The following is a 14,533-nucleotide window of genomic DNA, read 5'->3' on the forward strand; positions in this document are numbered from 1 at the left end:
GACAACGGCGCCCTTGGGCGCCGTTGTTCATTGCATAGTCGCCGTTACTGCGGCGCGCCTTGCTGGCGTTGGCGAATGCCCTGCAACAGGCGTTCGGCGAGTTTCGGATAGTCGCCGTCGTAGTGGTGCCCGCCGGGCAGCTGGAGCATTTCGCCGGGAATGTTCGGCAGGGTGCAGCCGCTCTCCGGGCCTTCCTCCTCGCCATACACGCAGAGCACCTTGGCTGCCGGCAGCTTGAGCAGTTCCGGGCCGGTGGGCGCTTCCTTGCCTTCCTTGCCGAGCCAGCCCTGTACTTCGATCTCGAAGCTGCCGCTGCGCGCCAGGGCGAGCAGGACGATGGCGTCCACCTGCTGCTGGTCGGTCGCGTCCAGGCGGTTGTAGAAGGCCGGCAGAGTGTCGGCGCCGAAGGAGAAGCCGATCAGCACGAAGCGCTTGGCGCCCCATTTCTCGCGGTAGCTCTGCATCAGTTTGGCGAGGTCGCTGGCGCCGGTTTCCGGGCTCTTGTGCTGCCAGAAGTAGCGCAGCGAATCGATGCCCACGACGGGGAAGTCGCGCTTGGCCAGCTCGGCGGCCACGTCGCGGTCGAGATCGCGCCAGCCGCCGTCGCCGGAGTAGAACAGGGTCACGGTGTCGCTCGGCTTGGCTGCCGGCACTTCGATCACGGGCAGCGCGTCCGGGCTGGCCTGCAGGGTGCGCAGCAGCTGGGCGTGGAGCAGGTCCTTGAGCGAGGTGTCGTAGTCGCCGATCAGGGTTTCGCTGTTCGGCTGGCCACGCACGAAGCGCGCGCTGTTGTCGTCCGGGTTGTTGTTCCAGGCCACCAGCCAGTGGCCGTGTTGCAGCTCCTGGGGCAGCACCGCATTGCAGTCGGGATGCTTCATGTTGAAGTCCACCGACAGCGCCTTGGCCTGGTCGCTCGGCTGGCTGGCCAACCAGCGCCAGGCCAGCACCGCGCCGGGGCCGCTGCCGGCCACGAGGTCGGCGCTGCCAAGTAGCTCCAGTGCCTGGTCGAGACGTTGCCGTTGTGCCCCGCAGCTGGCGTCGGTGGCGATGGCGTACTGGGCGATGCGCGTATGCCCGGCCTCGGCCAGCGCTGCCAGCTCGTCAGCGCTGTACAGCTGGTCGGCGGGCAGGGCAAGCAGCACGCGGTGCTCGGGGCGGCCTGCGGGTAGGGCGATGTTCAGCTCGCCGCCGCTGGCCAGCGGCACGCTTTGCTGCACGGCGCGGTACTGGCTGTAGTACCAGGCGCCGCCGCCGGCGAGTGCTAATGTGGCGAGCAGGGGCAGGGCGATCAGCAGGGTGCGTTTCATCGTTTCACCAGTCCGGTCAGGCCGCCGGCGATCAGCGCGGCGGTATCGGCCAGGGCCACCAGGGGGTCGAGTCCGGCGGGCACGGCCATGTAGCGGGGCTCCCAGTCGGGCTGGAATTTCTCCTTGAAACGACGCAGCCCCTGGAAGTTGTAGAACTGCTCGCCGCGCTGGAAAACCAGGGCGCCGAGGCGCTGGGTGAGCGGTGCGCCACGGCGTGGCTGCAGGCCGGAGAGCGGCACCATGCCGAGGCTGAAGCGCTCGTAGCCCTGGGCCTTGAAGTGCAGCAGCAGGCTGAGCATGAGGAACTCCATGGTCAGCTTGGGCGCTTCGGGGTGCATGCGCATCAGGTCGATGCTGGCGACCTTGCGTGCGTCGGTTTCCAGCAGGTTGGCGAAGGCCACCGGGCGGCCCTCGAACTCGATCACCGCGATGCGGAAGTGGCGCAGGTAGGCCGGGTCGAAACGGCCCAGGGAGAAGCCCTTCTCGCGCACCTGCTTGCCTTGCATCCAGGCGTCGGAGATCGGCCGCAGCAGCTCCAGCGGCGCCTCTCCGGGCTCGTGGATGCGCAGCGCCAGGCCGTCGCGCTGGCCGCGGCTGAGGGTGTAGCGCAGATCCTTCATGGCCTTGTTCTTGTCTTCCAGGTCGAAGCGCGGCAGGTCCACGCGCGCTTCCTCTCCGAGCTTGATCGCGGACAGGCCGATGTCCATGTAGTAGGGCAGGTTCTCGGCGCGCACCTGGTAGAACACCGGGCGCGCGTGGTGTAGGTCGCAGAGGTCGCGGAACTGCCAGATCAGCTCGGCGCGGTGCGCGGCGCAGCCTATCGGGTCGAACAGCGCCACCAGGCTGCGGCCCTGCATGGCGTACATCAGGAAGGCGTCGCCGCTGGGGTGCAGCAGCAGGGCCTTGTCGCCGGTCAGGGCCAGGCCGCCGTCGGGCTGGTCCGAGGCCAACAGAATGCGCGCGGCCTGCTGCAACTGGGCTTCATCCGGGCGGTCAATGCTCGGTGGCGTCGGGCGCAGCAGCCAGAGCAGCGCCAGGCCGGCCAGCAACAGGCCGCTGGCCAGGGCGGCACGCAGTGCGCGCGGGGCGTCGCCGTCCACCGCGAACTGCCACCACAGCTCATGCTCGTAGGGCACATCCTGGTAGGCGAAGAACATCAGCCACAGGGCGGCGCTCAGCACGCAGATGGCGGCCACCAGGTTGACCGGCGAGAAAGGCATTTCCAGCAAGCGACTGGGGCGATAGAAAGCGCGGCGGAAGGACGCCAGCAGGGCGGCGGTGGCGCTCAGCAGCAGCGCCTCTTCCCAGTCGAAGCCCTTGAGCAGAGAGAGCAGGGCGCCGGCCAGCAGCAGGCCGAGGGTCAGGGCCCAGGCCGCCGACAGGCGCCGACGCAGACCGTGGGCGAGCAGCAGGCAGAGGACGCCGATCAGGCTGGCGGCCAGGTGCGAGGCGTCGATCAGGCGGTGTGGAATCAGGAAGCTGAGGTGTTCCAGGCGCACGTCCACCGAGGGCGTGGCGCCGGAGAACAGCAGCACGATGCCGGCGAGGAACACCAGCAGAGCCAGGACCGGCGCTGCCGGCCCGGACATGGTGCGCAGCGCCTGGCGCCCGGCCGGCAGGTATTGTCGCGCCTCGTTGGCGAGCAGTAGCAGGCAGGCCAGTAGCAGCGGCAGGCCGATGTAGATCAGTCGATACAAAAGCAGCGCGGCGGCCAGCGGCGCGGCGCCGATCTGCCCGGCGAAGGCGGCCAGCAGCACGGCCTCGAATACGCCGACGCCACCCGGCACATGGCTGAGCACGCCGGCGGCCAGGGCTAGAAGGTAGACCAGCAGGAAAGCGCCCAGCGGCGGACCTTCCGGCAGTAATAGATAGAGCACGCTGGCGGCGGCGCAGGCGTCGATGGCGGTGATGACCAGTTGCAGCAGGCTCATGCGCAGCCCCGGCAGGCGCAGGCGGCTCTTGCCGAGGGCCACATCGATGGTGCCGGGCATTGTGTTCTCGGCCAGGCGTCGGCGGCTCAGCCACAGCAGTATTCCGGCAATGCCCACCAGCAGCAGCGCCGCCAGTGTTTGCAGTATCGGCTCCGGCAGATGCAGAGCCAGGGCGGCATCGGCTGGATCGCTCAGCGCCGCAAGGGCGGCCAGCACCGGCAGGGCGCAACCCAGCGAGAGGCTGACGAACAGGCTGATGCGGGCGATGTCGGCGGTGCTCACGCCCTCGCGGCCGTACAGGCGATAGCGCACGGAGCCGCCGCTGAGCACCGAAAGGCCGATGGCGTTGCTCACCGCCGAGGCGCAGAAGTTGCCCATGAACAGGCGCGGCAACGGCAGGCTCACCCCGGCATAGCGGCAGGCCGACCATTCATAGCCGGCCAGGGCGAGGAAGCCCACCGCAGTGGCGAGCAGAGCGCCGCCCAGGCGTTCGCCTGGAATCTCATGGATTGCCGTTCGCAGGGCATCCGGGTCCAGCGCCTGCAGCAGGTGCCAGCAGGCCAGCAGGCCGATGACGAAGAGCAGCAGAGTGAAGCCCAGGGTCAGTGGCTGGCGATAGGCAGTGACACGCTGCAGCCAGGTCGGCGGCGCGGGGATGTCCAGTTCGGCAGGTATGTCGGGCGCGTCGGCGTCAGAGGAGGGAGGGACTTCAGTAGCAGGGGCGGTAGAGGGTGTAGCGCGCATCGAGCACCTCGATCAGATTGCGCTCAGAGTTCGGCGTGGCCGGCTGGTTCCCTGATATGTGGCTTGCCTCTAGAAATAAAAGCCCCTGAAACGCAAAAGGCCACTCGATTGAGTGGCCTTTTGCGGAATCTGGTTGCGGGAGCCGGATTTGAACCGACGACCTTCGGGTTATGAGCCCGACGAGCTACCAGACTGCTCCATCCCGCGGCCGCCATTCTAGCGGCGAACGCCACCCTGTCAACCTCTAATTAAGAAAAAACTGTTTTTCCGTCAGATGGTTAGCGTTTCGCGGGTGCTAGACTGCCGGGCTTCGGAGCAGGCCGGACGGGGCTTTGCGTGCGCAAGATCATCCACATCGACTGCGATTGTTTCTACGCCGCCATCGAGATGCGCGACGATCCGCGCCTGGCCGGCAGACCGCTGGCGGTGGGTGGGGCGGCGGATCGGCGTGGCGTGGTCGCCACCTGCAACTATGAGGCGCGAGCCTGGGGCGTGCGCTCGGCCATGCCCATGGGCCAGGCGCTCAAGCTGTGCCCGGACCTGCAGGTAGTGCGGCCGCGCATGGATGCCTATAAAGCAGTGTCGCGGGAGATCCACGCGATCTTCCGCGACTACACCGAGACCATCGAGCCGCTGTCGCTGGATGAGGCCTACCTCGACGTCTCCGATAGCCCGCATTTCGATGGTAGCGCCACGCGCATCGCCCAGGACATTCGCCGGCGCGTATCCCAGGAACTGCATATCACCGTGTCCGCCGGTGTGGCGCCGAACAAGTTCCTGGCCAAGATCGCCAGCGACTGGCGCAAGCCCAATGGCCTGTTCGTGGTGACTCCGGATCAGGTCGAGGAATTCGTCGCCGCACTGCCGGTGAGCAAGCTGCACGGGGTCGGCAAGGTCACGGCGAGCAAGATGGAGCGTCTGGGCATCGTCAGCTGCCTGGACTTGCGCGAGTGGAGCAAGCTGGCCCTGGCCCGCGAGTTCGGCAGCTTCGGCGAGCGCCTGTGGAACCTGGCCCGCGGCATTGATGAGCGTGTGGTGCAGGTGGATAGCCGGCGCCAGTCGGTGAGCGTGGAAAACACCTTCGACAAGGATCTGCCGGACCTGGCCGCCTGCCTGGAGCAGCTACCGGAGCTGCTGCAGCAGCTCGACACGCGCATGGCGCGGCTGGATGCGAGCTACCGGCCGGACAAGCCGTTCGTGAAGATCAAGTTCCACGATTTCAGCCAGACCACCCTGGAGCAGGCCGGCGCGCGGCGCGATCTGGAGAGCTACCAGCGCCTGCTGGGCGCCGCCTTTGCCCGAGGAGGCAAGCCGGTGCGCCTGCTCGGTGTGGGCGTGCGCCTGCTCGACCTGCGTGGCCGGCATGAACAGCTGGAGCTGTTTGCGCCTTAAGTGGCGGCTCTCAGCCTTCCTCAGGCCACAGGCGGATCGGCTTGCCCGTGGCCGGCCACAGCTGCAGCTGGCCGATGCCGGACACGTCCCAGCGCTGCACCTGGCTCAGGGCCTCGAGGAAGCGCTGTTCCTGCTCCATCAACGCCGGGGCGCACATCTTGCGGGTGGCGCCGGGCTGGGCGAAGGTCAGTTTGTCGCCGTCGCGGCTGTAGCCGGCGAACCAGTGATTGCAACCGGCGCTGCCGTAGGCGCGGCCATCCTCGCCGAGGGTGATGGTCAGGTGGCTGCGGTCGATCAGTGGGCGTTCGCCGATCCACTCCACCTGGTAGGTCTTCTCGCTTTCCAGTTGTGGCCGATCGCTGGCGCAGCCGACCAGGGCAACGGCCAGTAGCGTGGGGGCCAGGGCGTGTTTCATGCGCTGTTCTCCTTGCAGGCGGGGCAGAAGTGTTTGCCGGCGCGGCTGGCCCAGCCCAGCTCGCTCAGGCGGGCCTCGGCGGCGGCCGGCTGGGCCTTGGCGCCGAGGCTGGCGTCGACGGCGAATTCCAGATCGATGCGCTTGTCGCAGCCGTCGCAGTCGACCTGCCAGTTGTGGATGGCCAGCTCGCGGAAGGCCGGGCCGCTGGCCACCGCCAGCCACTGGCCGGGCGGGTTGATCAAGTGGCGGACCTTTTCCACGGCCAGGCTCATGGACAGGTCGCGGCTGCCCTTGAGGGTCACCAGCAGGGTGTCGCCGGCCTGGATGGCACCACCGTTGCCGGTGACCTGGTAGCGGCCCGGCGAAAGGGCGCGGCACTCGGTCAGGGTGTGTTGCGGGTTGAGCAGGGTGTAGCGGAAATCGTGGGTGGTCATGGCGCCTCCGGAAATGCGCGGGATGCTATCACGCCGCCGATGTCACCCGGTTGACCGGCGCGCCGGCGGCCCAGGCGGCGATGTTGTTCAGGGTGGTGCTGGCGATGGCGGCCAGCGCCTCGCGGGTTAGGAAGGCCTGGTGGGCGGTGACGATGACGTTGGGAAAGGTCAGCAGGCGCGCCAGCACATCATCCTGCAGCGGCTGGTCGGAGCGGTCCTCGAAGAACAGCTCGGCCTCTTCTTCATAGACATCCAGGCCCAGGTAGCCGAGCTGGCCGCTCTTCAGCGCGTCGATCAGCGCGGGGGTGTCGACCAGGGCGCCGCGGCCGGTGTTGATCAGCATGGCGCCGTGCTTCATCTGCGCGAGACTTGCGGCATTGATCAGGTGGCGGCTGCTCTCGGTCAGCGGGCAATGCAGGCTGATCACGTCGCTTTGCGCGATCAGCGCGTCCTGGCCGACCTGGCGGGCGCCGATCTGCTCCAGGCCGGCGATGGGGTAGGGGTCGCTGATCAGCAGCCGGCAGCCGAAGCCGGCCATGATCCGCGCAAAGGCCAGGCCGATCTGCCCGCCACCGATCACGCCAACGCTCTTGTCGTGCAGGTCGAAGCCGGTCAGACCGTGCAGGCTGAAATCGCCCTCGCGGGTGCGGTTATAGGCGCGGTGGATGCGCCGATTGAGCGCCAGGATCAGCGCCACGGCGTGCTCGGCCACCGCATGCGGCGAGTAGGCCGGTACCCGGACCACGGCCAGACCCAGGCGCTGGGCAGCCTGCAGGTCGACGTGATTGTAGCCGGCCGAGCGCAGGGCGATCAGCCGTGTGCCGCCAGCCGCCAGGCGCTCCAGCACCGCTGCGGAAAGATCGTCGTTGATAAAGGCGCAGACCACTTCACTGCCGGCGGCCAGGGCGGCGGTATCGGCATTCAGCAGACTGTCCTGGTAGCGCAGCTGCCAGCCCGGCGGCAGCGCGCAGGCATCGAAGCTGGCGCGGTCATAGGACTTGGCACTGAACAGGGTGATGCGCATGGGCGGTCCTCAGGCGTCTACCGCGGCCTCCTCGGCCAGGCGGGCGATGGCGGCGTCGAGTTCGTCGAGGGCGCTCTGCGCCGTCGGGTCATCCTGCTTGAGCAGGGTCTCGCTGCGCTGGCAGGCGGCGCGCAGCTGCGGCACGCCGCAGTAACGCGTGGCGCCGTGCAGGCGGTGCACTCGTTCGAGCAGGGCGCTGCGCTCGCCGCCGTCGCGGGCCTGGCGAATGGCCTGGCGGTCGGCATGCAAGCCGGCCAGCAGCATCGCCAGCATGTCGCTGGCCAGGTCGGCCTTGCCGGCGGCCAGACGCAGGCCTTCCTCGGGGTCGAGCACGCGCAGACTGGCGTTGGCGATCTGCGGTGCGGCCGTGGCCGGTTGCGGATGGTTGCGCAGGGCAAGGCCGGTCCACTTGAGCACCACCTGAGCCAGTTGGCGCTCGTTGATCGGCTTGGTCAGGTAGTCGTCCATGCCGCCCTGCAGCAGCAGGCGTTTCTCGTTGGCCAGGGCGTGGGCGGTGAGGGCGACGATGGGCAGCGGATTGCGCTCGTTTTCCTGTTCCCACTGGCGAATCGCCTCGGTGGCCTGGCGGCCGTCCATGCCGGGCATCTGCACGTCCATGAACACCAGGTCGAAGTTGTGCCGCTGCACCGCCTCGACAGCGGCGTAGCCGCTGTCCACCGCCATTACCTCGGCGCCCATGTCGCCGAGCAGGGTCTGTACCAGCAGCAGGTTGGCCGGGTTGTCGTCGACGCAGAGCAGGCGCGGTGCGCGACTGGTCAGCGGGGCGAGTGGCTCGGCGCGGAAGGCGCGCGGGCTGACCAGTTCGCCGAGGGCGCGCAACAGCTTGCGCGTGCAGGCCGGCTTGGCCTGTAGTTGCAGCTCCGGCAGCGCCTCGTGGTACAGCGCCTGTTCGGTGGTGGGGCAGAGCACCAGGGTCTTGCAGGCCTGGTTTTCGAGCTGCCACAGGTGCTTGCCGAGTTGCTCCGGCGGCAGCTCCTGCAGGCTGACGCCGAGCACCGCGAGGTCGATTGGCTGGCCGTTCTCGCGCTGTTGTGTCACCCGCTCCAGCAACTGCTCCAGGCTGTCGAGCGCAACTACTTCCAGGCTGCAGTCTTCTAGCTGGTGCTGCAGGGCCTGGCGAGTCAGCTCGTGGCTCTCCAGCAGGGCTACGCGGCGGCCTTGCAGTGGTGCGCGTGGCAGGTCGTCGGCGTCGTCGCGGGCCTTGGGCAGAGTCAGGCTGATCCAGAATTCCGAGCCGGTGCCGGGGCTGCTGTCGACGCCGATTTCGCCACCCATCTGCTCGATCAGGCGCTTGGAGATGACCAGGCCGAGGCCAGTGCCACCGGCTTGGCGGCTGAGCGAGTTATCGGCCTGGCTGAAGGCCTGGAACAGCGCGCGCAGGTCCTCGTCGGAGAGGCCGACGCCGGTGTCCTGCACGCTGATGCGCAGCTGCGCGCGGTCGTCGCTCTCGTCCTCGACCATGGCGCGCACGGCGATGGTGCCCTCGCGGGTGAACTTGATCGCGTTGCTGACCAGGTTGGTCAGTACCTGCTTGAGGCGCAGCGGGTCGCCCTGCAGGGCCAGCGGGGTGTCGCGGTAGATCAGGCTGACCAGCTCGAGATTCTTGTCGTGGGCGGCCGGGGCGAGGATGGTCAGGCAGTCCTGGATCAGGTCGCGCAGGTTGAACGGCAGGTTCTCCAGCACCAGCTTGCCGGCCTCGATCTTGGAGAAGTCGAGCACCTCGTTGATGATCCCCAGCAGGCTCTCGGCGGACTTCTCGATGGTGCCCAGGTAGTCCTGCTGGCGTGGGGTCAGGTCGCTCTTCTGCAGCAGGCCGGTGAAGCCGAGGATGCCGTTGAGCGGGGTGCGGATCTCGTGGCTCATGTTGGCCAGGAACTCGGACTTGATGCGGCTGGCCTCCAGGGCCTCCTTGCGCGCCAGGTCCAGCTCGATGTTCTGGATCTCGATGGTCTCGAGGTTCTGCCGCACGTCCTCGGTGGCCTGGTCGATGCTGTGCTGCAGCTCTTCCTGGGCGTTGTGCAGCGCCTCGGCCATACGGTTGATGCCGGCGGCCAGCTGGTCCATCTCATGGCTGCCCAGCGGTGGCAGGCGGGTCTCCAGCTGGCCGTCCTTGAGCTGGTTGACGCCCTGCTGGATGGTGCGCAGCGGGTCGTTGATGGTGCGGCTCATGCGCAGGGCGAGCAGGGCGGTGACGCTGAGCCCGGTGATGATCAGCAGCAGGCTGGCGAACAGGCTGCGATAGCCCTGCAGCAGGGTGCGGTGGTGCGACAGCTCCAGCTCGACCCAGCCGAGCAGGCGGTCGGCGCTGTCCGACTCGACGCTGCCGGCGAGGTTCTGGTGGCGGCCGAACACCGGCAGCAGGAAGCGCGTGGCGTCCTGGCTGGTGGTGGTGGTCAGGGGTTCGACGGTGGTCTGCGGCGCCGGGTTGATCATGTGCGGCCCGGCCTTGGCCAGGCTCTGCCGCTCGGCGGAGAGAAAGCCCACGGCGCGCACGTCGGGCTGGTTCAGCGCCTCCTCGGCCAGGCGCTCGAGCTGCGCGGCATCGCCCCGCGCCAGGGCCGAGGCGGAGAGCGGCGCCAGGTGCTGCACCAGCAGCTCGCCACGCTGCTGCAGCTGGCTGCGCAGGTCGGCCAATTGCGTCCAGGTGAAGTAGCCGCCCAGCACCAACGCCAGCAGGCTGGTGGGTAGCAGGGTGAGCAGCAGTACGCGGCCCTTGATCCCGAGGTCCTTGAACACGGCAGTCTCCATCCAGGCGATAGCGGGAGTTTAGCGATTCGTGCGGTGGGAATCTGCAGTGGCTTTTGGCAGAATAGTCGAGATCAATTCTCATTAGATGCCCATTATCATGAACTCGACCGCACGCATCCTGGCCATCGAGGACGATCCGGTGCTGGCCGCGCACCTGCAGGATCACCTCGGCCGCCGTGGCTTCGACGTGACCCTGCGCGGCGACGGCGAGGCCGGCCTGGCGCTGGCCTGTGCCGAGCCGTTCGATCTGGTGCTGCTGGATATCCTGCTGCCCGGACGCAGCGGCCTGGAGGCGCTGGCCGAACTGCGCCGGCGCCGCGGTGTGCCGGTGATCCTGATGTCCGCCCTGGGCGCCGAGCAGGATCGCATCGCCGGCTTCAGCCAGGGCGCCGACGACTACCTGCCCAAGCCCTTCGCCATGGCCGAGATGGAGGTGCGCATCGACGCCATCCTGCGGCGGGTCGCCTATGAGCGGCGCAAGCCGGAGAGTGTCAGCGCGGAGGGGCTGCAACTCGACGAGGGACGCAGCGATGCGCGCTACCAGGGTAACTGGCTGCAGCTGACCCAGACCGAATACCGCCTGCTGGAGCTGTTCATGCGCCATGCCGGCGAGGTGCAGAGCAAGGCCTTCCTTTATCAGCAGGTGCTGAACCGCCCGTTCTCTGCCCATGATCGGGTACTGGACATGCATGTCAGCCACGTCCGCCGCAAGCTGCAGGCCGTGGGCTACCAGGCCGGGCGTATCGAGACGGTGTGGGGCAAGGGCTACCTGTTCCGCAGTGACGAGGAGTGAGCATGCAGCTGCGTCACTCATTGTTCTGGAAGCTGGCGGGGCTGCTCGGGCTGTTCTGCCTGCTCCTGCTGAGCCTGGCCTCCGATCTCGGCTGGCGGGTTATCGAGATGACCTCGCGCCTGCCGCGCGAAGCTCGTGAGCAGATGCAGGTCTACGCCACGCAGGCCGAGGCGAGCCTGCGCAGCGGTGGTCCGCAGGCCCTGGGGCAGTATCTCGAGCAACTGCAGGCCCGTGAGCAGGCTTGGGCCGTAGTGGTCGACGAGAGCAATCACTCGTTGTCCGACCGGGCCGTGCCGGCGGAAATTGCCAGTCGACTCAGCTTCATCCGCCCCTTGTCGGGCAGCATGGGTCGGCCGGATGGCCGGCCGAATCTCTACATCCCGTTCAGCGATGGCCAGGCGCGCCTAGTGATGCAGCTGCCCGAGCGGCTCAGCCCGCGCCAGCACCTGGGGCTCTATCTGATCTTGCTGCAGAAGGTGCTGCCAACGGTGCTGGCAGTGCTGTTCGGCCTGCTGCTGTATCGCCTGCTGATCTCCCCGCTGGTGGCCCTGCGGCGCCAGGCCCAGGCACTGAGTGGCGGCGACATGAGCGCTCGCGCGGGCGATGTGAGCCGGCGCCGCGACGAGCTGGGCGAGCTGGGCAGGGCCTTCGACCATATGGCCGAGCGTCTGCAGCACACCGTGGGCTACCAGCGCCAGCTGTTGCGCGACCTGTCCCACGAGATGCGTACACCACTGGCGCGCCTGCGCGTGGCCGCCGAGTGCGTGGATGACGCCCAGACCCTGCGGCGGCGCCTGGAACTGGAGCTGGAGTGCATGCAGCAGTTGGTCGATGGCACCCTCGAGCTGGTCTGGCTGGACACCGAACGTCCGCACCTGCAGCTCGAGGACATCGATGTGCCGGCCCTATGGGGCGTGCTGGCCGAGAACGCCTGTTTCGAGAGTGGCTGGCCGGCCGAGCGCCTGCGCTGCGAGCTGCCGTCCGACTGTCGGGTGCGCGGCCACCTCAATGGCCTGGCTCAGGCGCTGGAAAACATCCTGCGCAATGCCATCCGTCATTCGCCGGAGCAGGGCATGGTGCGTTTGTCCGGTCGGCACAAAGATGGCCGCTGGCGTCTCTCTATCGAAGATCAGGGTGGCGGCGTGCCGGCGGCGCAGCTGGGCGCGATCTTCCATCCCTTCACCCGGCTCAATGCCTCGCGTCCGGGTGGCGAGGGTTTCGGCCTGGGCCTGGCCATCGCCCGTGGTGCGGTGCGCATGCAGGGCGGCGAGCTGTGGGCGGAAAACGGCGCCGAAGGTTTGCGCCTGCAATTGAGCCTGGCAAGTGTATAGAACGTAAATAAGCTTTATTCTCAACTGAGAATAAATAGCATTTGCTCCGCTCGGCGTCAGACCGAGCGGGCGGCCACCGTCTCGTGCTCGCCCTACAAGCCATCCAAACGCTTACGGAGAGACGTTGATGCAAAGCCGATTCAAGCTCAGTTACCTGACTCTGGCCCTGTTGGCCGCTGCCGCCCCGTCCATGTCGCTGGCCGAGACGAAGGACTCCGCCGAAGAAAGCACTGAGCTGCTGCAGCTGGGGGAGAGTGAGGTACTGGGCACCGCCGAGGAGGAGCTCAAGCAGGCGCCCGGCGTATCGGTGATCACCGCCGAGGACATCAAGAAGCGTCCGCCGGTCAACGATCTCTCCGAACTCATCCGCAAGATGCCGGGCGTCAACCTGACCGGCAACAGTTCTACCGGCCAGTACGGCAACAACCGCCAGATCGACATCCGCGGCATGGGCCCGGAGAACACCCTGATCCTGATCGACGGCAAGCCGGTCAGCTCGCGCAACTCGGTGCGTATGGGGCGCAGCGGTGAGCGTAACAGCCGTGGCGACAGCAACTGGGTGCCGGCCGAAGCAGTGGAGCGCATCGAAGTGTTGCGTGGCCCGGCTGCCGCCCGCTATGGCTCCGGCGCCGCTGGTGGCGTGGTGAACATCATCACCAAGGCGCCGACCGAGAAGCACAGTGGCTCGGTCACCACCTACTACAACCTGCCGGAAAACGATGCCGAAGGCACCACCGAGCGCATGAGCTTCAACCTGGCGGGTCCGCTGGTCGACTCGCTGTCCTACCGCCTGTACGGCAACCTGAACAAGACCGACGCCGATGACCTGTCGCTCAACGAGGAGTACGCCACCGGCGTGACCCCGCCGGCTGGCCGCGAGGGTGTGCGCAACAAGGACATCAACGGCCTGCTGCGCTGGGACCTCGATTCGCAGCAGGTGCTGGAGTTCGAAGGTGGTTTCAGCCGTCAGGGCAACATCTATGCGGGTGATCGCGCGGTGAGTACCGCAGGTACCCAGCTGATCACCGACCTGGCCAACTCCGGTGCGGAAACCAACATCATGTACCGCCAGGATGCCTCGGTGACCCACCGTGGCGACTGGGACTGGGGCACCTCGCAGCTGGTGGCCAGCTACGAGAACACCCGCAACCGCCGCCTCAACGAGGGCCTGGCCGGTGGCCCGGAAGGCAGCATCAACACCACCGCGGTCATGTCGACTTCCGAGCTCAAGTCCTATCGCCTGGCTGGCGAGGTCAACCTGCCGCTGGAATTCGTCTACAACCAGGTGCTGACCCTGGGCGCCGAGGCCATCCGCGACGAGCTGAACGACCCGTACTCCATGACCCAGAGCATGCAGGGCGTGACTGTTCCCGGCGTGCAGACCGGTGTGCGTAGCGGCGAGTCCGATGCCGACAACTATGCGCTGTTCGTCGAGGACAACATCGAGATCGGCGAGCGCTGGATCGTCACGCCCGGCCTGCGCTTCGACCGTCACAGCGACTTCGGCGGCAACTGGAGCCCGAGCCTGAACAGCTCGTACAAGCTCACCGACCACCTGACCGTGAAGGGCGGTGTAGCGCGTGCCTTCAAGGCGCCGAACCTGTACCAGTCCAACCCCAACTACGTGTACCGCACCAACGGCAACGGCTGCCCGATCGACTACCCGAACCTCGGCAATGGCTGCTACGTGCTGGGTAACGACAACCTCGATGCCGAGACCAGCGTCAACAAGGAACTCGGTCTGGCCTTCGACAAGGATGGCTGGATTGCCGGCGTCACCTACTTCCACAACGACTACAAGAACAAGATCGTCGCCGGCATGGGTAACGGCTCCGATCCGCTCTATGTGCTGCCAGGCACCTCCGGCCTGGGCCAGGTGTTCCGCTGGGAGAACGCCTCCAAGGCAGTCGTTTCCGGCTGGGAAGGCAACCTGACCGTGCCGTTGCTCGGCAACGCCGGCGAGGTGCTGAGCTGGAGCACCAACTTCACCTACATGATCGAGAACAAGAACAAGGAAACCGGCGAGCCGCTGTCCATCATCCCCGAGTACACCATCAACTCGATGCTGGACTGGGCGGTGACCCAATCGCTCGATCTGTCCGCCAGCATGACCCACTACGGCGAGCAGAAACCGCGCAGCCTGACCTCGCGCGGCGCCGCGGCCAGCGGCGGCGAGCTCGAGACGCGTAGCAGCTACAGCGTGTTCGGCCTGAATGCCAACTACGAGCTGAACGAAACCTGGAGCTTCTCCACCGGGGTCAGCAACCTGTTCGACAAGAAGCTGTTCCGCGAGAACAACTCCGGCGGCGCAGGTGCCAACACCTACAACGAACCGGGCCGCGCCTACTTCGCTTCGGTAACCGCCGCATTCTGATTGCACGGGCTCCTGGCCC

Annotated in this window: 10 protein-coding genes and 1 tRNA gene; 4 read left to right on the forward strand and 7 right to left on the reverse strand. The window is 67.2% G+C overall.

What is annotated here, in order from left to right; genetic code table 11:
• Positions 1-44: 44 nt before the first annotated feature.
• From IP89_RS19775 to IP89_RS19785, 3 genes are all read right to left on the reverse strand, one after another.
• Positions 45-1,307, reverse strand: a complete 1,263-nt coding sequence (locus IP89_RS19775; RefSeq protein ID WP_043311440.1) for a virulence factor family protein — start codon at positions 1,305-1,307, stop codon at positions 45-47.
• A complete protein-coding gene (mprF, locus tag IP89_RS19780; RefSeq protein WP_052081145.1) occupies positions 1,304-3,982 on the reverse strand; it encodes a bifunctional lysylphosphatidylglycerol flippase/synthetase MprF in 2,679 nt (892 codons plus the stop codon). Before mprF ends, IP89_RS19775 begins: the two co-directional genes overlap by 4 nt.
• A gap of 130 nt (positions 3,983-4,112) precedes the next feature.
• Positions 4,113-4,189 (reverse strand) — tRNA-Met (locus tag IP89_RS19785).
• Between the two features lie 129 nt (positions 4,190-4,318).
• Here IP89_RS19785 and dinB point away from each other — a divergent pair.
• The gene (dinB, locus tag IP89_RS19790; RefSeq protein WP_043311441.1) at positions 4,319-5,374 is read left to right on the forward strand and encodes a DNA polymerase IV; all 1,056 of its coding nucleotides are present in this window, start codon (positions 4,319-4,321) and stop codon (positions 5,372-5,374) included.
• Positions 5,375-5,384: 10 nt separating this feature from the next.
• Here dinB and IP89_RS19795 read toward each other — a convergent pair whose 3' ends face one another.
• From IP89_RS19795 to IP89_RS19810, 4 genes are read right to left on the reverse strand one after another with little or no spacing between them, the layout of a single operon-like run.
• Positions 5,385-5,789 carry an META domain-containing protein gene (locus tag IP89_RS19795; RefSeq protein ID WP_043311442.1) on the reverse strand — a complete coding sequence of 135 codons (405 nt, stop codon included), beginning with the start codon at positions 5,787-5,789 and terminating at the stop codon, positions 5,385-5,387.
• Positions 5,786-6,223 (reverse strand): hypothetical protein, encoded by a 438-nt coding sequence (locus IP89_RS19800; protein WP_043311443.1) that lies wholly within the window; start codon positions 6,221-6,223, stop codon positions 5,786-5,788. The genes IP89_RS19795 and IP89_RS19800 overlap by 4 nt, the downstream gene beginning before the upstream one ends.
• Before the next feature lie 28 nt (positions 6,224-6,251).
• Complete coding sequence (locus IP89_RS19805) at positions 6,252-7,247, reverse strand: 2-hydroxyacid dehydrogenase (protein ID WP_043311444.1); 996 nt, start codon at positions 7,245-7,247, stop codon at positions 6,252-6,254.
• 9 nt (positions 7,248-7,256) lie between these two features.
• A complete protein-coding gene (locus IP89_RS19810; protein ID WP_043311513.1) occupies positions 7,257-10,004 on the reverse strand; it encodes a response regulator in 2,748 nt (915 codons plus the stop codon).
• Between the two features lie 109 nt (positions 10,005-10,113).
• Between IP89_RS19810 and IP89_RS19815 the strand changes: the two genes are divergently transcribed.
• From IP89_RS19815 to IP89_RS19825, 3 genes are all read left to right on the forward strand, one after another.
• Positions 10,114-10,809: a response regulator transcription factor gene (locus IP89_RS19815; RefSeq protein WP_256203168.1), complete on the forward strand. Its 696-nt coding sequence runs from the start codon at positions 10,114-10,116 to the stop codon at positions 10,807-10,809.
• Positions 10,806-12,140, forward strand: a complete 1,335-nt coding sequence (locus IP89_RS19820; protein ID WP_043311446.1) for a sensor histidine kinase — start codon at positions 10,806-10,808, stop codon at positions 12,138-12,140. Before IP89_RS19815 ends, IP89_RS19820 begins: the two co-directional genes overlap by 4 nt.
• Before the next feature lie 127 nt (positions 12,141-12,267).
• Complete coding sequence (locus tag IP89_RS19825; protein ID WP_043311447.1) at positions 12,268-14,514, forward strand: FepA family TonB-dependent siderophore receptor; 2,247 nt, start codon at positions 12,268-12,270, stop codon at positions 14,512-14,514.
• The last annotated feature ends 19 nt before the right edge of the window (positions 14,515-14,533 follow it).

It is taken from the genome of Pseudomonas sp. ML96, from assembly GCF_000761545.1.
In the GTDB taxonomy this organism is placed as follows: Bacteria; Pseudomonadota; Gammaproteobacteria; order Pseudomonadales; family Pseudomonadaceae; genus Aquipseudomonas.